This is a genomic window from Curtobacterium sp. MCPF17_021 (assembly GCF_003234605.2).
Taxonomy (GTDB): Bacteria; Actinomycetota; Actinomycetes; order Actinomycetales; family Microbacteriaceae; genus Curtobacterium; species Curtobacterium flaccumfaciens.
This window is the reverse complement of the sequence record NZ_CP126252.1, coordinates 3,733,159-3,752,619: the sequence shown is the minus strand read 5'-3', so window position 1 is coordinate 3,752,619 and position 19,461 is coordinate 3,733,159. Positions and strand designations below refer to the sequence as shown.

Annotated in this window: 22 protein-coding genes; 12 read left to right on the top strand and 10 right to left on the bottom strand. The window is 71.1% G+C overall.

The features are described from left to right. Window positions 1–14: 14 nt before the first annotated feature. The 3 genes from DEJ29_RS17815 to DEJ29_RS17805 all read right to left on the bottom strand — a co-directional run bounded on the left by DEJ29_RS17815 (window position 15) and on the right by DEJ29_RS17805 (window position 1,456). Window positions 15–968 carry an AraC family transcriptional regulator gene (locus DEJ29_RS17815; RefSeq protein WP_111094110.1) on the bottom strand — a complete coding sequence of 318 codons (954 nt, stop codon included), beginning with the start codon at window positions 966–968 and terminating at the stop codon, window positions 15–17. An 81-nt stretch (window positions 969–1,049) separates the two neighbouring features. Continuing rightward, on the bottom strand, window positions 1,050–1,241 hold the full coding sequence (locus DEJ29_RS17810; RefSeq protein WP_146248278.1) for a hypothetical protein: 192 nt from the start codon (window positions 1,239–1,241) through the stop codon (window positions 1,050–1,052). Beyond that, a complete protein-coding gene (locus DEJ29_RS17805) occupies window positions 1,238–1,456 on the bottom strand; it encodes a hypothetical protein (protein WP_111094108.1) in 219 nt (72 codons plus the stop codon). Before DEJ29_RS17805 ends, DEJ29_RS17810 begins: the two co-directional genes overlap by 4 nt. A gap of 280 nt (window positions 1,457–1,736) precedes the next feature. Between DEJ29_RS17805 and DEJ29_RS17800 the strand changes: the two genes are divergently transcribed. From DEJ29_RS17800 to DEJ29_RS17770, 7 genes are all read left to right on the top strand, one after another. Then, window positions 1,737–2,429: a DUF6766 family protein gene (locus tag DEJ29_RS17800; RefSeq protein ID WP_258375876.1), complete on the top strand. Its 693-nt coding sequence runs from the start codon at window positions 1,737–1,739 to the stop codon at window positions 2,427–2,429. A 182-nt stretch (window positions 2,430–2,611) separates the two neighbouring features. Next, complete coding sequence (locus DEJ29_RS17795) at window positions 2,612–3,622, top strand: LacI family DNA-binding transcriptional regulator (protein ID WP_181438104.1); 1,011 nt, start codon at window positions 2,612–2,614, stop codon at window positions 3,620–3,622. Window positions 3,623–3,756: 134 nt separating this feature from the next. After that, entirely contained in the window at window positions 3,757–5,022 is a 1,266-nt protein-coding gene (locus DEJ29_RS17790) for an ABC transporter substrate-binding protein (RefSeq protein ID WP_071404107.1), read from the top strand. 25 nt (window positions 5,023–5,047) lie between these two features. Beyond that, the gene (locus tag DEJ29_RS17785) at window positions 5,048–6,001 is read left to right on the top strand and encodes a carbohydrate ABC transporter permease (RefSeq protein WP_111028862.1); all 954 of its coding nucleotides are present in this window, start codon (window positions 5,048–5,050) and stop codon (window positions 5,999–6,001) included. Next, entirely contained in the window at window positions 5,998–6,870 is an 873-nt protein-coding gene (locus tag DEJ29_RS17780; protein ID WP_071404106.1) for a carbohydrate ABC transporter permease, read from the top strand. The genes DEJ29_RS17785 and DEJ29_RS17780 overlap by 4 nt, the downstream gene beginning before the upstream one ends. 53 nt (window positions 6,871–6,923) lie before the next feature. Then, a complete protein-coding gene (locus DEJ29_RS17775) occupies window positions 6,924–8,201 on the top strand; it encodes a family 1 glycosylhydrolase (protein ID WP_111094106.1) in 1,278 nt (425 codons plus the stop codon). Between the two features lie 86 nt (window positions 8,202–8,287). Then, complete coding sequence (locus DEJ29_RS17770) at window positions 8,288–9,970, top strand: CBM35 domain-containing protein (RefSeq protein WP_111094105.1); 1,683 nt, start codon at window positions 8,288–8,290, stop codon at window positions 9,968–9,970. A 93-nt stretch (window positions 9,971–10,063) separates the two neighbouring features. Here DEJ29_RS17770 and DEJ29_RS17765 read toward each other — a convergent pair whose 3' ends face one another. Beyond that, on the bottom strand, window positions 10,064–10,459 hold the full coding sequence (locus DEJ29_RS17765; RefSeq protein WP_071404104.1) for a MerR family transcriptional regulator: 396 nt from the start codon (window positions 10,457–10,459) through the stop codon (window positions 10,064–10,066). Window positions 10,460–10,553: 94 nt separating this feature from the next. Between DEJ29_RS17765 and DEJ29_RS17760 the strand changes: the two genes are divergently transcribed. Together DEJ29_RS17760 and DEJ29_RS17755 are read left to right on the top strand one after the other, a co-directional pair. Next, complete coding sequence (locus DEJ29_RS17760; protein ID WP_071404103.1) at window positions 10,554–11,255, top strand: SDR family oxidoreductase; 702 nt, start codon at window positions 10,554–10,556, stop codon at window positions 11,253–11,255. A gap of 122 nt (window positions 11,256–11,377) precedes the next feature. After that, on the top strand, window positions 11,378–12,364 hold the full coding sequence (locus tag DEJ29_RS17755) for a matrixin family metalloprotease (RefSeq protein ID WP_111094104.1): 987 nt from the start codon (window positions 11,378–11,380) through the stop codon (window positions 12,362–12,364). A 75-nt stretch (window positions 12,365–12,439) separates the two neighbouring features. Here DEJ29_RS17755 and DEJ29_RS17750 read toward each other — a convergent pair whose 3' ends face one another. Continuing rightward, a complete protein-coding gene (locus DEJ29_RS17750; RefSeq protein ID WP_111094103.1) occupies window positions 12,440–13,090 on the bottom strand; it encodes an NAD(P)H-binding protein in 651 nt (216 codons plus the stop codon). A 147-nt stretch (window positions 13,091–13,237) separates the two neighbouring features. Here DEJ29_RS17750 and DEJ29_RS17745 point away from each other — a divergent pair, with 147 nt between their 5' ends. From DEJ29_RS17745 to DEJ29_RS17735, 3 genes are all read left to right on the top strand, one after another. After that, on the top strand, window positions 13,238–13,723 hold the full coding sequence (locus tag DEJ29_RS17745) for a DUF4126 family protein (protein ID WP_163342984.1): 486 nt from the start codon (window positions 13,238–13,240) through the stop codon (window positions 13,721–13,723). A gap of 99 nt (window positions 13,724–13,822) precedes the next feature. After that, entirely contained in the window at window positions 13,823–14,794 is a 972-nt protein-coding gene (locus tag DEJ29_RS17740) for an NAD-dependent epimerase/dehydratase family protein (protein ID WP_111094102.1), read from the top strand. Between the two features lie 30 nt (window positions 14,795–14,824). Beyond that, window positions 14,825–15,022, top strand: a complete 198-nt coding sequence (locus tag DEJ29_RS17735) for a helix-turn-helix domain-containing protein (protein ID WP_111094101.1) — start codon at window positions 14,825–14,827, stop codon at window positions 15,020–15,022. A gap of 1 nt (window position 15,023) precedes the next feature. Here the strand turns inward: DEJ29_RS17735 and DEJ29_RS17730 are convergent, their stop codons facing one another. From DEJ29_RS17730 to DEJ29_RS17710, 5 genes are all read right to left on the bottom strand, one after another. Then, window positions 15,024–16,217, bottom strand: a complete 1,194-nt coding sequence (locus DEJ29_RS17730) for an MFS transporter (protein WP_111094100.1) — start codon at window positions 16,215–16,217, stop codon at window positions 15,024–15,026. Continuing rightward, entirely contained in the window at window positions 16,214–16,912 is a 699-nt protein-coding gene (locus DEJ29_RS17725; RefSeq protein WP_111094099.1) for a carboxymuconolactone decarboxylase family protein, read from the bottom strand. The genes DEJ29_RS17730 and DEJ29_RS17725 overlap by 4 nt, the downstream gene beginning before the upstream one ends. A 61-nt stretch (window positions 16,913–16,973) precedes the next feature. Beyond that, window positions 16,974–17,306: a hypothetical protein gene (locus DEJ29_RS17720; RefSeq protein WP_111094098.1), complete on the bottom strand. Its 333-nt coding sequence runs from the start codon at window positions 17,304–17,306 to the stop codon at window positions 16,974–16,976. 4 nt (window positions 17,307–17,310) lie between these two features. Further along, window positions 17,311–18,189, bottom strand: a complete 879-nt coding sequence (locus tag DEJ29_RS17715) for a helix-turn-helix transcriptional regulator (RefSeq protein WP_111094097.1) — start codon at window positions 18,187–18,189, stop codon at window positions 17,311–17,313. Between the two features lie 55 nt (window positions 18,190–18,244). Then, the gene (locus DEJ29_RS17710) at window positions 18,245–19,402 is read right to left on the bottom strand and encodes a PQQ-dependent sugar dehydrogenase (RefSeq protein ID WP_111094096.1); all 1,158 of its coding nucleotides are present in this window, start codon (window positions 19,400–19,402) and stop codon (window positions 18,245–18,247) included. Window positions 19,403–19,461 lie beyond the last annotated feature (59 nt).

Here is a 19,461-nt window from a genome sequence, read left to right as displayed (position 1 = left end):
CGCGCCCACCGCCGTCAGGAGCGGCGGAGCGTCTCGCTCGGGTACTCGCCGTGCCGGTCGGCGTAAGCGGCCGAGAACCTGCCGGCGTGGGCGAAACCCCAGTGGCGGGCGACGTCGGCGACGTTCGTGGTGGCCGGGTCGGACGCCAGCAGCTCGGTCCGGATGCGGTCGAGCCGGACCGCCCGGATGTAGGCGTTGGGCGACATGCCGAGCAGTCGGCCGAACGCGCTCTGCAGGGCACGGAGGCTGAGGTTCGCCATCGCCGCGAGCTCGGTGCTCGTGATCGGCAGGTGCGGGTGCTCGTGGACGTACTCGACGACCTGTCGGATCCGACGGTGCTGGGGCAGGAGCAGCTCCGGCGGCAGGTCGACGGTCGCCCGGGGGTAGAGCTCGAGCAGGGAGACGGCCGCCAACCGGTCCATCTCCGCCTGCAGCAGCGGCGAGGCCTCACGGTCCACCGTCGTGATCGAGATCAGCTGCACGGTCTGCCGCCACTGCCGGATCGCGGCGTCGTCGATCTGCGCGGTGTGGTCGAAGCGACGGAGTGCGAGTCCGCGCTCGGCCGCCACCCCCTCGACCAGAGCCCGGTTGACCTGCACGAGCCGCTGCTCGTAGTCCTCGAAGCGGAACCGGAACGGCTCGGTCGGCCACATCTGCGGCCGGCCCGGCACCAGGTGGATCGCACCGCCCGCGCCACCCAGGATGCCCAGCCCCCTGGTGATCCACTGCACGACGAAGTCGTCACCTGTCGGCATCTCGCCCGTCAGCCGCCCGCCGAAGTGCACGGCACGGAGCGTCATGGTCGCGTCACCCGCGGCGGCGTACCGGTACTCGAAGCCGTCCCCGGTGGCGTCCGCGGCCCACTCCATGCCGTCGTACGCCGTGGCGAGGGTCCGCTTCGCTGCGGCGAGGTCGGTGCCGCGTTCGTCGAAGCGGATGCGCGCGGGCTGCTCGGTGTGGTCGGTCATGTCACTCGAGCGGTAGTTTCACACCACCGCTCGGGCGCACCACGCCATTGTCCAGAAGCGGTCAGGACCAGGAGGGCGTGCTCACCCGCCGGCGAAGAAGTCGGCGTACGTGGGGTCCGCCGGGACACCGCGGACGGCGCCCGCCAGTCGGCGGGCGATGATCGCGTCGAGCTCGGCCGGCGGCGTCAGGCCGCGGCGCCGCCACTCGACCGGCTCGGACCGCAGGACGTCGAGCACGGCGTCGTCGTGCACGTGCCCGGCCATCGCGCTCACGCGCCCTGGCCGATCACGACGACGGCGGCGGACGCCGTGGCGGTGACCGAGACGATGCCGGTGGTGGTCGCGACGATCATCAGTGTCCGCAGGCGCGCGTTCTCCCGGATCTCGGTGAAGGGGCTGCGCTCGGACACGCAGCGGGCTCGCCGTGCGAGAGCGCGGTGGGCGTGCTTCGGTTCGAGTGCGCCGTCGGTGGTGGTGAACGTGGTCATGGGGCCCATTCCTCTCTCGGTGCTGCTGGCTCGGGCGACCCGGATCACCCGGGCCGCACTCGACGGTAGGTCGCGGTCCGCCCACCGTGGCGACCCGGCAGCCCCGGACAGCGAAACCCGGACAGCGGCTCGGCGGAAGGCGTCCCGAACCGGCTGCCGGGCCAGCGCGATCCGGCCAGCGCGGTCGTCCTGCGAGGGCGGTCGTGGAGCCGAGACCAGAATGGCGACGGCGCCACGACCGGGCGCCGTCAACAGCTCGGTGCATCGAACGGAGGACCCGGTGACCCTCGCCCTGCGAGACCGATCGAGTGCGCGGTCGAGGATCCGACGACACGGCCTGTTCCTGGCGAACGTCGTGGTGTTCCTCGCCTGTTTCGTGGGGATGGTGCTGGCCGGGTGGCGGGTGTCCGTGGCGGACGCTGTGCAGCACGGGCAGGCCGCGGAGTCCCTGTGGGGGTTCCTGTCGAGCGGCGACTTCGCCGAGGCCACGTTCGAGAACTGGGAGAGCGAGTTCCTGCAGATGGGCGCGTACATCGTGTTCACCGCCTTCCTGTTCCAGAAGGGGTCGAGCGAGTCGAAGCCCCTCGACGACGCATCTCCGTCGGACGACGATCCACACGACCACCGCGACGACCCGGGTGCGCCGTGGCCCGTCCGTCGGGGCGGGCTCGCACTCGTCCTGTACGAGAACTCGCTGCTGATCCTGTTCGCGGTGCTGTTCCTCGGCAGTGTCGTCGGGCACGTGATCGGAGGCGCTGCGGCCTACAACGAGGAGCAGCTCGAGCACGGCGACAGCGTGGTCTCGGCGTGGGGCTACCTGGGCACGAGCCAGTTCTGGTTCGAGTCGATGCAGAACTGGCAGTCGGAGTTCCTGGTCATCTCCGTGATGGTGATCGCCACCGTGTCCCTGCGGCAACGAGGGTCGAGCCAGTCGAAGCCCGTGGCGGCGCCCACGGAGCAGACCGGGAGCTGACGGTTCCTGACGGACCGATCCGGGCCCTGGACGGGCCGGAGGGCGGACGGGAGGCCCGTGGCGGGCCCGCCACGGGCCTCCCGTCCGGTCCGCACCACGCTGGTGCGGTAGGTTCCTGCCGAACGCAGTCCGCACGTGAGAGGGGGCGCCCGATGGCGCAGGGGCACCGCTCTCCGCCCACGATGAGCGACGTCGCCGCCGTGGCAGGTGTCTCGAAGAAGACCGTCTCGAACGTGCTGTCCGGCTACGAACACGTCTCCGTCCGCACGCGCGATCGCGTGATGGCCGCCGTCGACGAGCTCGGCTACGAGCTCAACGTCTCGGCCCGGAACTTCCGCGCCGGACGCTCCAAGGTGCTCGGGCTCGCGGTGCCGGAACTGCGGCAGGCGTACTTCGCCGAACTCGCCGATGCCGTCATCCGCGCTGCCGGAGCCGTGGGCTACACGGTGCTCATCGAGCAGACCGCGAGCGGCGTGCGCGAGGCGGACGCGATCACCCGGATGCGCGAGCACTCCATCGACGGCATCATCTACAGCCCGCTGACCGTCCGGCCGAGCGACGCCGCCGCACTCGAGGTGAAGTTCCCCCTGATCGTGCTCGGTGAGCCGATCCCGGAAGCCCCCGTGCCGTTCATCGCGATGTCGAACGCGGACGCGCTGCGGGACGCGACCGCCCACCTGCTCGACGCCGGCCGCCGGTCGATCGCGTTCATCGGCTCCGACCCGTCCGGCCCCGTGCGCACGGCGCAGGAGCGACTGCGGGGCTACCGCGAGGCGCTCGACGACCACGGTGTGCCGTTCGCGCCCGAGCGGGTGGTGCCGACCGCGCTGTGGCACCGGGCCGAGGGTGCGGCGGCCGCACGGCAGCTCCTCGACGCCGGCGTGCCGGTCGACGGGATCGTCTGCTGCAACGACGCGCTGGCACTCGGGGCGATGAGTGCCCTGCAGCTCGCGGGCCGGACCGTGCCGGACGACGTCGCGGTCGTCGGGTTCGACGACATCGAGGAGTCGGCGTACTCGACCCCGGCGCTGACCACGGTGTCGGCCGACCTGGACCGCGTCGCGGCGACGGCGGTCGGGGTGCTCGTCGCCCAGCTCGAGGAGGGCGCCCCGGCGACACCGGGGGTGCTGCGCTCCCCGCACGCACTCGTCGTCCGGGCGTCGTCCGGACCGTTGCGTCCGGTTGCTGCCTGACCCGTTGACCACCGGTGCTCCCCGACCCCTTGACCGGGCGGTCGAGCACCGGCTACTGTCCACATTTACACCGGTGTAAATCCGGGATGGACGAGGTCCGCACACCGACGTGCCGGACGGATGGCAGGTTTTCGATGAAGAAGCACATCGCGGTCGTCGCGCTCGCAGCAGCGGCGTCGCTCTCCCTCGCCGGGTGCGCCGGCTCCCCCGGGTCGTCGGGTGACGGCGGCCACGTCGACCTGACGTTCTGGCACGGCTACACCGAGGCCGACGGCAAGGTCCTGGACGGCATCGTCAAGGACTTCAACGCCTCGCAGGACAAGGTCACCATCACGACCCAGACGAAGACCTGGGCCGTGATCGACGACACGATGCTCCCCGCACTGTCCGCGAAGAAGGGCCCGGACCTCGTCGCGATGACCTCCGACCGGCTGCCGGTCTACGCGCAGAAGAAAGCGCTGGTCGACCTCAGCGACTTCTACGCCGACGACGCCAACAACACCGGGGACCTGAAGGAACAGGCCGTCGCGATGGAGCGGGTCGACGGCAAGGAGTACGGCGTGCCGAGCGGGTTCGTCCCGCTCTCCGTGATCTACAACAAGAAGCTGTTCGCAGCGGCCGGCATCGACTCCTTCCCGACCACCTGGGACGAGTGGGTCGCCGACGCGAAGAAGCTCACGAAGGACGAGAACGGCGACGGCACCCCCGAGCAGTACGGGCTCGTGCTGCCGGACCACCAGACCGTCGGCAACGGCATCTGGCCGAGCCTGTTCGCCGGCAACGGCGGATCGATCACGAACGAGGCCGGCACGAAGTCCACCATCGACTCCGCCGCGAACGCCGAGACGCTCGAGTACTGGGCGAAGGCGGTGCGCGACGACAAGATCTCGCCGACCGGTGTCGACGGCATCGCCGCGGACAAGCTCTTCACCGCCGGCAAGACCGCCATGGAGATCGGCGGCCCCTGGATGGCCGGCGTCGCTGAGGCCTCGGACATCGACTACGGCATCGCCGCGATCCCGGCGGGCCCCGAAGCACAGGTGGCCTCGGCCATCGGCATCTCGCTCGGTGTGACGGCCCAGACCGACGACGCGAAGCAGGCCGCGGCCGAGCGGTTCCTGCGCTACTTCAACGAGCAGTCCGTCGCGACGAAGTGGGCCCTCGGGTCCGGCTGGCCGCCGCTCCGCACGGACGTCACCGCCGCCGACGTCGACGAGAACCCGACCGTCGCGACGCTCACGGGGCTGCCGGGCACCACGATCCCGCTCCTGCCCGGCGTGGTCGACAGCGCTGACGTGCTCACCGCCGTGGACACCGCGACCCAGAAGGCGATGGCGGGCGGGGACCCCGGATCGCTCCTCGCCACCGCCGACGCCGACGTGCAGTCGGCCCTGAAGTAGCAGCAGCGGCCCTCGGAGGACCCTCGTGACCACGCAGCAACTCGGCCGACGCCGTCGGTACCGACCACCGGGCCAGCTCGGCGGACGATCGCCCCTGAACGGCACGTTCCGCCGCCGCGCCACCATCGTCGGGTTCCTCGCACCCGCGATCGTCATCCTCGGGGCGTTCGTGCTCTGGCCGATGCTCTCGGCGCTCCAGCTGTCGTTCACCGACGCCAGCGGGTTCGGCGACCCGTCGTTCATCGGCTTCGCGAACTACGTCCGGGTCTTCACCGACCCCGACGTCCTGCGGTCCATCGGCAACACCGCGCTCTACTCGGTGCTCTTCACCCCCGTCGCGATCGTCGTCGCCCTGGTGCTCGCCCTCGTGCTGAACCACCCGGCCCTGCCGTTCCGCGGGTTCTTCCGGTCGGCGCTGTTCCTGCCGTTCATCGTGTCCCTGGCCGTCGCCGCGTTCGCGTGGTCGTACCTGCTCGACCCGCAGATCGGCCTGCTGAACCACTGGCTGCAGCTCGTCGGCATCCGGCTCGGCAACGTGCTGCAGGACCCGACACTCGCGATGCCCACCGTGGTGCTCGTGGCCGTGTGGAAGAACTTCGGCTTCTACATGGTGATCTTCCTGGCCGGGCTGCAGGAGATCCCCACGAGCCTGTACGAGGCCGCGCAGCTCGACGGGGCGAACGGCCGCCAGCGGTTCGCGAACGTCACCTTCCCGATGCTGAGCAACACGATGGCGTTCGTCGTGATCGTCGCCCTCATCGCCGCGCTGCAGGCGTTCGACCAGATCTACGTCCTGACCGGCGGTGGTCCGTACCGGTCGACCGAGACGATCGTCATGCAGATCTACCAGTCCGGCTTCAAGGACCTCGACCTCGGGTTCGCGAGCGCCCTGGCGTACGTGCTCCTCATCGCGACCCTGCTGCTCAGCCTCGTGCAGTTCCTGTTCTTCGGGAAGCGCGGAGAGGACACCGCATCATGACCGCGCTCCCCCGTCCCGCGACGGTCGTCCGACGCAGCACGGTGGCCCGTCGACAGCCGTCGATGCGCTGGCTCGGCTTCGCAGCCGTGGCCGTCGTGACCCTGGCGGTGCTGCTCCCCGTGCTCGTGATCGTGTTCACGGCGTTCAAACCGGCGAGCGAGGTCAACGCCTACCCGCCGACGCTGTTCCCGCACACCTGGACGCTCGACAACTTCCGGGCGATCTTCACGCAGCTGCCGTTCGGGCGGCTCATCCTGAACAGCTTCGCCTTCGCCGGCGGTGTGACGGTGTTCGCGCTGGCGTTCGACGCGCTCGCCGCCTACGCCCTGGCACGGCTCGACTTCCGGGGCAGCAAGGTGCTGCTCATCGTGATCGTCGCCAGCCTGATGATCCCGTTCCAGGCGACGCTCATCCCGATCTACCAACTGGTGTCCGACCTCGGGTGGGTGAACACGTTCGCGGGGCTGATCGCGCCGCGGGCGGCCGACGCCTTCGGGATCTTCTTCCTGCGCCAGTTCTTCGTGTCGCTCCCCCGCGACCTGGACAACGCGGCGCGGATCGACGGGGCCTCGGAGTGGCGGATCTTCCGGAGCGTCGTCCTGCCGAACGCCGTCCCCGCCCTGCTCACCCTCGGCATCTTCACCTTCGTCAACAACTGGAACGACCTGCTCTGGCCGCTGGTGTTCACCACCGACCAGGACATGGGGACCATCACGTCCGGCCTCACCCTGCTGACCGGGCCCGGCGGGATCATCCCGCAGGGCGTGATGATGGCCGGCGCCCTGATCGCCGTGCTGCCCCTCGCCGTCATGTTCCTGCTCGTGCAGCGCCGCTTCATCGAGAGCGTCGCCAGCACCGGGCTCAAGTGACGACGACACCGCACGAGCCCGGAGCGGCCGTGCCCACCACGAAACGAGACACCATGCACTGGTCCGACGACGGCAGGCTGCACTTCGCCCTGGGCATCGAGGACACCTTCGTCCCGCAGGCCCGACCGGGTGAACGGCCCATCGACGAGTACGAGCTCACCGACCACTACCGGCAGTACGCGGCCGACCTCGGGCTGGCGGTCGACGTCGGCGCCGAGCTGCTCCGCTGGGGCGTCCCCTGGTACCGCGTCGCCCCCGAGCCAGGCGTCTGGGACTGGTCGTGGGTGGACGGCGTCATGGCGCGGTTCCGCGAGACCGGCCTGCGGCCCGTCGTCGACCTGCTGCACTACGGCACACCGCTCTGGCTCGACGGGCAGTTCGCCCACCCCGACTACCCGGCGCACGTCACCGAGTACGCCGCCCGGTTCGCGGCGCGGTACGGCGACGTCGCCACCGACTACACGCCCGTCAACGAGCCCGTCATCCACGCCCTGTTCTCGGGTGAGTACGGGTACTGGCCCCCGTACCTGACCGGGGCCGAGGGGTCGGCCCGGATCGCGTCCGCCCTGGCGAAGGGGTTCGTCTCGACGCAGCACGCGATCACCCGCGAACTCGGAGACGCCGCCACCTTCGTGCACGTGGACGCCGGCATCCGGTACGTCGGCGACGTCGACGCCGCGGAACACCGCGACACGGTCGCCCGTCTGCGCGCCCAGACGTTCCTGGTCGAGGACCTGGTCACCGGTGGCGTCGACGACGCGCACCCCCTGGTCGGTCGGCTCCGGTCGGGGGGCGTCACCGACGCCGACCTCGACTGGTTCCGGCAGCACGCGGTCCGGCCCGACGTGATGGGCGTCAACTACTACCCGCTGCACTCCACGGAGGTGTTCGAGGCGGGGGTGCACCACGGCGGCGGATTCGCCGACCCGCGGCCCTACGAGGACACCGGCGTCGAGGGGCTCCGCGACGTGCTCACCACCTACGCCGAGCGCTACGGCGCCCCGGTCATGCTCACGGAGACGTGCGTCACCGGTTCGGTCGAGGAACGCATCGGCTGGCTGGACGCGTCGGTCACGGCCGTGCGGGAGCTCCGCGACGAGGGGGTGCCGGTCGTCGGCTACACCTGGTGGCCGCTGTTCGACATGTACGAGTGGACCTGGCGGCACACGGACGCCCCACGCCAGGAGCACCTGCTCACGATGGGCCTCTTCGACCTCGTCGAGGACGGCGCCGGCGGCCTCGACCGTCGCCGCAACCCGGTCGCCGACGCGTTCGCCGCGCACACGCGACAGGAACGGGCCGTGGCAGCGGCCCTGTCCGCGACCCCGTGACGGACGGGAGGCGCGGGTCGGGTCGGTCCCGCGCCTCCAGTCCGCCTCCGCGCACCACCACCGCACCACCAACCGAACGGAGCACCATGTCCCTCCGCCTCGGCGCCGCTCCGGCGCCTCGTCGACGCCGAACGCTCGCGCTCGTCGTCACCGCTGCCGCCGCCGCGGCAGCCCTCGTCGCCGGCGTCACCGGCCCCCTCCCCGCACAGGCGGTCACGACCGGCAACGGAGCCCTCGTGTACTCGCCGGCAGCGGGTTCCTCGTTCAACCCCGAGGGCGGCCGCGCTGCCGGCACCACCTACGCGAAGAACATCGTCCTGAAGAACAGCGGATCGGCCAACGGCCAGCAGTTCGTCACCTTCGACCAGCTCGTGCTCGAGAACGGCGTGCAGGTCTACCCGATCTACCGGAGCACGGACAACGGCACCTCGTGGAGCCGCGTCGCCACGGTCAAGCCGAGCACCCAGTTCCCGACGCTCACCCGCACCGCGCAGCCCTCGCTGTACGAGACCCCGGTCCAGCTCGGCACGATGCCGGCCGGCACGCTGCTGCTGAGCGGCATGATCATGCCCACCGACCGCTCGAGCAGCCGACTGGTCATGTACAAGAGCCTCGACCACGGACTGACCTGGTCCTTCGTCAGCACCGTCGACACCGGAGGCCCGGCCACCTACGACCCGAGCCCGAGCTCGACGACCACGACGGTGTGGGAGCCGTCCGTCGCCGTCGATGCGAACGGCGGGCTGGTCACCTACTTCTCGGACGAGCGGCAGAAGGCGAACAACGTCCTGCAGGCCGTCAGCTACCGGCGCTCCACGGACGGCGGCCTGACCTGGGGTTCCCTGGTGAACGTGTCCGCACCGACCAACAAGAGCGACCGTCCGGGCATGATCACGGTGACGAGGATCCCGAACGGCAACTACGTGGCGACGTTCGAGGTCGTGAACCGACCGAGCCAGACGAACAACACGGCGCCGGTGTACTTCAAGACCTCACCGGACGGTCTGAACTGGAGCCCCGAGACGAGCATCGGCACCAAGATCGCGCTGCCGGACGGCCGTGGCGTCGGGTCGTCGCCCGAGGTGCGCTGGGTGCCGACCGCCGGCAACGCCAACGGCATGATCGTCGTCTCGTCCAAGTGGTCCCTCGACAGCGCGGGCAACATCGACGGTGGCCAGAACTTCGTCGTCAACCGCAACCAGGGCACGGGTTCGTGGGAGCAGCTGCCGTACGCGGTGACGTACGACGCGCGGGATGCCGAGGGCGGGACGTTCAGCGGCTTCGCCCAGGGCTTCGACTCGAGCGCCGACGGCAAGACGCTGTACCAGGCGACGAACGTCGAGAACCTCACCACCACGTACAACGACGTGCGGGTCGGGTCGATCCCGATCAACGCGCAGCGGTACGAGGCCGAGTCCGCGGTCCGGAACGACACGAACACCGTCACCCAGGCCGACGCGGTCGGCGGCGCGAAGGTCGGCAACATCAACAACGCGACGAGTTCCGTGCAGTTCACGGTGCAGGCCGCGACCGCGGGGACGTACACGGTGAACGTCCGGTACGACAACGGCACGGGTGCGACGAGCACCCACGCGCTCGCGGTCAACGGCACCTCGGCCGGTTCGGTCAGCTACGCGCCGACCGTCAACTGGGGCCGGTTCGGATGGGCGCAGAAGACGGTCACGCTGAAGGCCGGCGCGAACACGCTCACCTTCACCAAGGGGACCGGGTTCGCCGAGCTGGACCAGATCCAGGTGTTCCAGCCCTGACGCCGCACCCGCGGCCCTGGTCGTGACCAGGATGCGGACGGGAGGCCCGTGGTGGACCCGCCACGGGCCTCCCGTCCGTCCTGGTGCCGCGTCTCAGGCCGCGACCGGCTCCGCAGGTCGGTCACGCAGTGCCGGGCAGTGCTCGGCGGTGGGGTGCTCGGTGATCGCGATGACCTGGTCGAGGCGCCCCCGGACCGCCTCGAGCTCGGCCAGCTGCGCGGTGATCCGGTCCCGCTCGGCGATGAGGAGCGCGAACGACTCCGGCGTCGACTCCCCACGGTCGACGCAGGGCAGCAGCTGCACGATCGTGCGGCTCGCGAGCCCGGCGGCGAACAGCTGCTGCACGAGCTGGACCCGCTCGACGGCTGCGTCCGTGTAGACCCGCTGCCCGCTCGCGGTGCGCGACGCGGTGAGCAGCCCCTGCTCCTCGTAGTACCGCAGCGAGCGGACGCTGACGCCGGTCTCGGCCGCGAGGTCACCGATGCGCATGTTGCTCCGATCCGGGCTTGCCCCTGACATGGATGTGAGGTCTTAGCGTAGCCGAGCCGCTGCGGGAGACACCCGCGCGGCAGGAGGAGACACCATGGACATCGCTGGATCGGTCGCACTCGTCACCGGCTCGAACCGCGGCATCGGACGCCGCTTCGCCCTGGAGCTGCTGGAGCGCGGAGCGTCGAAGGTCTACGCGACCGCACGCCGACCCGAACTCGTCGACGTCGAGGGCGTCGTCGCGCTGCCCCTCGACATCACCGACCAGGCCTCCGTCGACGCGGTGGCCGCAGCCGCGGGGGACGTGACGCTGCTCGTGAACAACGCCGGCATCTCGACGCAGGGCTCCCTGGTGACCGACGACCTGACCATCGTCCGGAAGGCCATGGACACGCACTTCTGGGGCAGCCTGTCGATGATCCGCGCCTTCGCACCGGTGATCGAGCGGAACGGCGGCGGCGCGATCGTCAACGTGCTGTCGGCCCTGTCGTGGTTCGCGGCGCCCGGCGCGGGTGGCTACGCCGCGGCGAAGGCGGCCGAGTGGAACATGACGAACGCCGTCCGCCTGGAGCTCGCCGACCGGGGCATCAGCGTGCAGGGACTCCACCTCGGTGCGGCCGACACCGACATGATGGGCGACTACGACGGCCCGAAGACGGACCCGACGGACGTGGCCCGTGCGGCACTCGACGGTGTGGAGCGTGGCGTGGCCGAGGTGCTCGTCGACGACTGGAGCCGGATGGTGAAGGCGTCGCTCGCTGATGCACCGGAGCCCTTCTACGCGCAGATGGCCTGAGCCGCCGCCCCTGACTGGGGGCGTGTCCCCGCAGCGCAGTCCTGGACCCGCTGCGTGGTCATCGGCGAGCATGGACCCCGATCAGGAGCGGGGGGCACGTCGCCTGCCGCTGGAAGGGAACCATGCGTCCTGTCAGGAACGCGCTGAGCACCGGGGCGATCGTCGCGATCCTCGCCGGCCTCACCATCACCGCAGCACCCGCCCAGGCGGCGACCCCGGGGGCCGGCGCGAGCTGCGCCCCCGGGACCCTGTCGGTGCAGACGCTCGAGAGCGGCTGCACGGCGACGTCCGGCACGGTCGTGACGCCGGACGGCCGCACCTTCGCGCTCCCCGCGCCGGGTGAGAGCGTCATGGCGAGCAGCTCGGCCGCCCCCGGGGCGCCCGAGCTCGCCGACGTCCTCATCGCGAACAACGGCTCCGCCGGTGTCGCCGTCCGCGTCGACGAGGCCTGGACCGGTTCGGCCCCCGCCGTCCAGCAGGAGCGTGCGCAGAGCCAGGCCGCGACGGCACAGGCCGCTCCCGCCGCGACGACCGCCGCGACCACGAAGTGCACGAGCACGGCGTACAAGGCGTCCGGCTACACCTGGCCGAGCACGGTCAAGTGGTACTACAACCAGACCGGGCAGAAGTCGACGTACGCCAAGGACGCCCTGCGCAAGGGGGCGAACGCCTGGAACGGCACGATCTCGGCGTGTGACCGGACCGTCACGTCGACGGCGAAGAACGACTACCTGCGTCTCGCGACCCAGAAGCCCAACCTCACCGACCAGGGCGGCTGCTCGCGGAACAACGGCTACAACGTGATGGGCTGGGGCAAGCTCCCGACCGGGACCCTCGGTGTCACGTGCGTCTGGTTCGACGGCAACGGCAACGCCCGCGAGGCCGACCAGCGCTACGCCACCGGCTTCAAGTGGAGCTCGACGGCCACCTGCTCGGGTGCGCGCTTCGACACCCAGGTCGTCGCCACGCACGAGTGGGGCCACCTGTACGGCCTCGACCACGTCGCCACCGGCACCGGCCAGGTCATGGAGCCGTCCGGCGGCTACTGCGAGCTCGACGGCCGCACGCTCGGCCGTGGCGACATGACGGGTATCTCGACGCTCTACTGAGCTCGACGTTCTGCAGAGAGACGGACGGGGTCGTGGCGGAGAACCGCCGCGACCCCGTCCGTCTGTGGGTCTCGGTCAGACCGCGGCGGCGCGCAGGAACTCCGCCACCGGGGTGGACCCCGTGTTGAACCGGAACGTGTTGCCGGCCGTGCCGGGGTTCTCGACCACGTCGGCGACCACGTGCGCCACGTCACCGCGCGGCACCTGGGTCGACGAGCCGTCCCAGTCGACGGAGCCGGTCGGCTCGTCGTCGGTCAGGGTGCTCGGGGCGACGATCGTCCACTGCAGCCCCGAGTCGCGGAGCACGGCGTCGGCGATCATCTTCGACTGCGCGTACGCGAAGAAGTCCTGGTCCTGCGGGACGCCGTGGTCGAGCTGCGAGCCCGAGAACGACACCATCACGTAGCGGTCGACGCCGGCCTGCTTCGCGCCCTGGATCGACAGCACCGCAGCGTCGCGGTCGATCGCCCAGGTCCGGTCGACGGACCCGCCACCGGCACCGGCCGACCACACCACGGCGTCGTGCCCGCGGACGAGTTCGGCGAAGTCGTTCAGGGACTGCTGCTGGATGTCCGCGACGAGCGGTTCGCCGCCGTGCGCTCGGATCTCGTCGGACTGCTCGGCGTTCCGGATGACGGAGGTGACCGTGTGTCCGCGCTCGGACAGGATGCGGGTGGCGAGGAGTGCGACCTTGCCGTGGCCGCCGAAGACGATGACGTTGCTCATGGGCCGGACGCTACTCGGGGCGGCTCCGTGCCCGGGGAACGCCCGGGGAACGCCCGGGGAACGCCCGACGTCCGCCCGTCGCCCGCGATGCTCGGAACACCCGAGGTCACCGTGCGTACCGTCGGGGGCAACACGACAGGAGTCACGATGAGCAAGCAGCACGAGCAGCACACCCTGGTCCGCACCCTGGTCCTCGGCATCATGAGCGGCGGCCGGAGCGCCACCCCGCTCGCCGTCCTCGCACTGAACCACGACCGGTCCTCGCTGAAGGGTTCGTGGCAGCAGTGGAAGGTCTTCAGCACCCCGGTCGGCCGTGGGCTGCTCGTGGCCTCCGCCATCGGTGAGCTCATCGGCGACAAGCTGCCGAAGACCCCGAACCGCATCGCCCCCTCGGCACTGCTCGGACGGGTCGCGTCCGGTGCCCTCGCCGGTGCCGCCCTCGGCACCACCGGCAAGCGCGACCTGCGCATCGAGGGCGCGATCCTCGGTGGCGTCGGTGCCCTCGTCGGCAGCTTCGTCGGCTGGGGTGCTCGCAAGGCCCTCGGGGGTGCGGGCCTGCCCGACCCCGTCGTCGCGCTCGCCGAGGACGCCGCGACCATCGCCGGTTCCGTGAAGGTCATCACCGCCGACTGATCGCCGCTTGTGCGTTTCGTGAGCAGGAACGGTCGGGTCGCACCGCCGCACCCGACCATTCCTGCTCACGATCCGCACGCCTCGGCCTACGGTGGCCCCATGCACATCGTCGTCATCGGAGCCACCGGTCACATCGGGTCGTTCCTCGTCCCCCGGCTCGTCCGCGCCGGGCACCAGGTCGTCGCCGTCACGCGCGGCACGAGCACCCCCTACGTCGACAGCCCGGAGTGGGAGCAGGTCGAGCGGGTCGTCGCCGACCGCGAGCAGGAGGACCGGGACGGCACCTTCGGCGGCCGGATCGCCGCACTCGGCGCCGATGCCGTCGTCGACCTCGTCTGCTTCACCGAGTCCTCCGCCGCAGCGCTGGTCGACGCGCTCCGCGGTACCGGTACGCACCTGGCGCACTGCGGCTCGATCTGGCGTGCGGGGGCGTCGCACGTGCTGCCGATCACCGAGCAGAACGCGACCCCGCCGTTCGGTGACTACGGCGTCCAGAAGGACGCCATCGCCCGGATGCTCAAGGAAGAAACCGCATCAGGCGGTTTGGTCACGACGTCGCTGCACCCCGGGCACATCAGCGGTCCGGGCTGGACGCCGATCGGTCCGCTCGGCAACCTCGATCCCTCGGTGCTGACGAAGCTGTCCGCCGGCGAATCGCTCGAGGTCCCCGGTCTCGGCGCCGAGACGATGGCCCACGTGCACGCCGACGACGTCGCGCAGGCGTTCCAGCTCGCCCTCGAGCACCGCGAAGCGGCGGCCGGCGAGGACTTCTTCGTCACGGCTCCGACCGCCCTCACGGCGCGCGGGTACGCCCACCTGGCAGCGTCGTGGTTCGGCCAGGAGGCCCGGCTCGACTCCGTCACGTGGGACCGGTTCCGCGAGACCACGGCACCAGAGCACGCGGACGCCAGCTGGGGGCACCTGTCCCGCAGCCAGGTGTTCAGCACCGAGAAGGCGACCCGTCTGCTCGGGTACGCACCGGCGTTCACCGCCGAGGAGACCGTGCTGGACGCGGTGCGCTGGCTCGTCGACCACGGTGACCTCGAGATCGCGAGCCCCCTGCTCCGCTGAGCCCTGTGGAACCCCTTGCGGAGCCTGGCGATGGTGCGTGAAGCGGGGAAGCGCACGCAGGCCGAGATCGCACACGAGCTCGGCATCAGTCAGGGGGCGGTGTCGCAGACGGAACGGCGCGAGGACGTGTTGCTCTCCACCCTCCGCAGCTCCATCACCGCGACCGGTGCCGAGAACCCACGCATCATCGTCACGGTCAACGGCCGTGACGTCGAGTTGGCGATCTGACTCAGGCCCGCTCCGGCTCGACCACGAGCCCGCGGTTCCGGTGCACGGCCCAGACCGTCGCGGCGAACCCGGTCAGCACCGCGGCGCCGACCGTCACTGCCGTCCAGCCCCCGGCGGTCCAGAGCACCGACGCCAGGGCGGAGCCGATCGCGCCGCCGATGAAGTTCGACGTGACGAAGGCCGTGTTGAGCCGGCTCCGCGCGGCCGGGTCGACCGAGAAGAGCCGGGTCTGGTTGAGCACGTTCGCCGCCTGCACCGCGACGTCGAGCAGGAGCACGGCCAGCAGCACCACGATGATCGAGTGCGCACCGATGCCGGCGACCACCAGCGAGACGAGCAGGAGCACGATCGCTCCCCCGGTGACCGGTACCGACAACCCGCGGTCGTGGAGTCGCCCGACCCGCTGCGCCGCCACGGCACCCGCGAGCCCCACCAGTCCGACCAGGCCGATGCGGCTGGTGGAGAAGCCGTAGGGGTCGCTGCTCAGCAGGAACGTCAGCGCGGTCCAGAACATCGTGAACACGGCGAACACCGACGAGCTGATGACCAGCGTGACCCGCACGGTCCGGTGGGTCCGGACGGCACGGAACACCGACTCGATGAGCTGCGGGTACGGCACCCGGCTGCGTGGTTCGAGCACCGGGACGGCCCGTCGCAGCAGCACGGCGAGGACGAGGGCGACGACCGCGGCCGCCACGTAGATCGCACGCCACCCGAAGGCGTCGGCGACCAGCCCGCTGATCGTCCGTGACACCAGGATGCCGGTGAGCACGCCGGACGCGATCGTGCCGACCACGCGGCCGCGCTGCGCGGGGTCGGCGAGGTCCCCGGCCAGCGGGATGAGGAGCTGCCCGGCGACCGTCGTCAGGCCGACCAGGGCCAGGGCGACCAGGAGCGTCACGAAGCTCGGCGCGATCGCGGCGAGCAGCAACGCGACGGCCGAGGCGACGAGCACCCAGGGGATGAGGCGTCGGCGGTCGAGGACGTCCCCGAGCGGCACCACGAGCAGGATGCCGAGGGCGTAGCCGACCTGGGTCAGTGTGACGAGCAGCCCGGCGAGCGACGCCGAGGTGCCGAGCGATGAAGCGATGTCGTCGAGCAGCGGCTGCGACCAGTACAGGTTGCCGACCGCTGCTCCCCCGGCGACGGCGAACAGCAGGGTCCGGCCGGTCGACATCCGGTGCTCCGAGGTCATGCGGCGGGTGCTCCCTCGTTCAGGGCGGCCAGTGCGTTGAGCGTGCGGGGGTAACCGAGGAGGGGGACGAGCACGGTCAGGACGTCCAGCATCTGCTGTCGGGTGTTCCCGACGTTCAGGTTGCCGGCCACGTGCGCCTGCACCTGCGCGTCGGCCCCGCCGAGCGCCGCGAGCATCGCGAAGGTCAGCAGCTCGCGGGTCGGCAGTCCGAGGCCGTCGCGGCCGACGGTGTCCCCGAAGCAGTTGCCCGACAGGAACCGCTGGAAGTGCAGCGCATCCGCCGGTGCGTGCTCGTACAGCGCGTCGACGCGGTCGGCACCGACGACGGCGCCCTGCACCTCGCGACCGCGTGCGACCCGGTTCGTCGGCGTGGTCGTCGACTGCCCGGGCAACGGCAGGGCGACGCCGCGGGCGACGAGCAGCTCGTTGGTGATCGCCAGGAACTCCCCGACCCGTGCGGACCCGACGTAGGCGACGGCCTGGTACACGATCTCCTTGGCCTCGGTGGGTGACAACGGACCGTCGAGCGCCGTCCCCAGCAGATCCCGGAACGCGGCCGGTGCTCCGGCAGCGATCGTGGCGCCGAGCTGGACGACCGCGCGGTCGTGCTCGCTGAGCGTCACCTGCTGCAGGGTCTCGTCCACGAAGTCGGCGTGGTACCGGGCGAACTCGGGGTCGGTCTCGGTGATCGTCATGGTCTCGACGCTAGGACCGATCCGTGGGGCGGTGAGAGGTGCTGCCGTCCCCCCTCAGCCGTCACCGCCGTCGGAACAACTCCCCCAGGTGCCAGGGCCCCGGCGCGAGCCGCACGGCCGCCTCGGCACGGACACGTGCCTCGAGCTCGCGGTCGTGGGTGAGCTCGTGGATCTCCTGCTCGGCGCGCAGCCGGAAGCGCAGCCGGCCCAGGAACCCGGTCGTCGGTGCGGGGAGGACCGTCCGGACGGAGTCGGTCTCGTTCATGCGCTGGTCGCGCCCTTCCTCGTCGTGACTGTGGACACCTGGTGCGGCGGTGCGACGCGACCACGTCACGGCCGGGAGGCGCGGTGCCGGCTGGCCCCGTGCCTCCAGGACGGCGGTGGTCGCGACCACCGCATCAGGCGAGCTGACGCGCCCGCTCCGCGATGCCCTCGGTCGCCGCCCACGAAGCCAGCACCCGCAGGGCGTCGGCCGTCGGGCTGCCCGGCGTCGCCAGGTAGATGGTGAGCGCGAGCCCCGGGTCCTCGGCGAGTTCGAGGGTCTGGAAGTGCAGCTCGAGCGGCCCGACGACACCGTGCCGGAACGACTTCACACCGGCGTAGTGCCGGCGGACGTCGTGCGCGGCCCACAGCGCGCGGAAGTCGTCGCTCCGCATTGACAGCTCGCCGATGAGGGCCGCGAGGTCCTTGTCGTTCGGGGTCCGACCCGCTTCACGTCGCAGGATCGCGACGTTCGTGTGCGCAGCCCGCTGCCAGTCCTGGTAGAAGTTCCGCGCCTGCGGGTCGAGGAAGATGAAGCGCGAGAAGTTCATCGGCCGGGCCGGTGCGGCCACCAGGTCCGAGTGCATGGCGTACCCGAGTGCGTTCGCGGCGACGATGTCCTGGCGGTTGTTGATGATCATCGCCGGGGCGTCCGTGACGACGTCGAGCAGGTACTGCAGCTCGGGTCGGACGGCGGCCACCGGCACGACGCGACCCGCGCGACGCGGGGTTTCGTTCTGGTGCTGTGCGAGGTCGCGCAGGTGCTCCTGCTCGGCCGGGTCGAGCTGCAGCGCCCGGCCGATGGCGTCGAGCACGCTCTCGGAGACGCCCTGCAGGTTCCCCCGCTCGAGTCGCGTGTAGTAGTCGATGCTGACGCCGGCGAGCCGGGCGACTTCTTCTCGGCGCAGCCCGGTCACGCGGCGCCGGGTGCCGAAGGTCTCGACGCCGGCTTGCTCGGGGGTGATGCGGGCGCGACGGCTGGAGAGGAAGTCGCGCGCTTCGTCGCGGTGGTTCATGCCGTCACGGTACTTCGCCCGGTCGGGCGGGAGCGAGGGGCTGCGGGAACCCCTTTCACGTGCGCGTGAACGGAACGGAGACGATCCGGTCGTCGTCACTCGACGGCGTCCCGCGGCCGTCGGTGTTGTTCGTGACGAACCAGAGGGTGTCCGACGGGCCCTCGAGCACGGTGCGGATGCGGCCGAAGTCCCCCGCGAAGTACTCGGTCGCGGTTCCGGGGTCGTCGGCCGGGATCGCGCGCAGCACCTCGCCCCGCAGGTTGGCGACGAAGACGGTGTCGTCGACGACGGCGAGGCCGCTCGGGGACGCCTCGTCGGTGGACCACTGCTGCACGGGGTCGACGAAGCCACGGCCCTGGCCGCCGGTGCCCTCGACCTCTGGCCAGCCGTAGTTCGCGCCGGGCTCGATGACGTTGAGCTCGTCGTGGGTGTTCTCGCCGAACTCCGACGCGAACATCGTGCCGTCCGACGACCACCCCATGCCCTGCACGTTGCGGTGCCCGAGGCTCCACACCGGTGACCCGTCGATGGGGTTGTCGGCGGGGACGTCGCCGTCCGGGGTGAGCCGCAGGATCTTGCCCGCGAGCGACTCCTCGTCCTGCGCGTCCGTGCTCGCGCCGGCGTCCCCGACGCTCGCGTAGAGCATGTCGTCGGGCCCGAACGCGATCCGCCCGCCGTCGTGGAACGTGTTCTTCGGCAGCCCGTCGATGATCGTCGTCGCCTCGCCGAGACCCCACGACCCGGTGCTCCCCGTCAACTCGTACCGCTGGATCCGGTTGCCGTCGTCGGCCGTGGAGTACACGAACAGGTCGTCGTCGTGCAGCGCGAGCCCGAGCAGTCCGCCCTCGCCGCCGTGGCTGACTCCGTCGACGGTGCCGACCTGACGGGTGGTGCCGTCGGACCGCAGCTCGAGCACCCGGGCCGAGTCGCGCTCGCTGACCAGTGCGTCGCCGTCGTCACCCGTCAGGACCACCGACCAGGGAGCCTCCAGGCCGGTGACCACGTCGGTGGTGTCACCGTCGAGCGCCACCTGACCGGCCGACAGGTCGGCGGGCGCGGTCGCGCGCGCCGACGGCGAACCGCCCCGGTCGGATCCGTCCCGCTCTGCTCCGTCGCCGCTCGTGCAGGCGGTGAGGGCCAGCGCTGCGACGGCGGCGAGGCCGGCCACCGACAAGAGGCGGCGGCTGCGGGGCGTTCCGGCGGGTGTGTCCACGATGATCCTCCCGGGGTCGTGGGTCGATCACACACGCTGCGTTCGGGAATCCCCTGAGG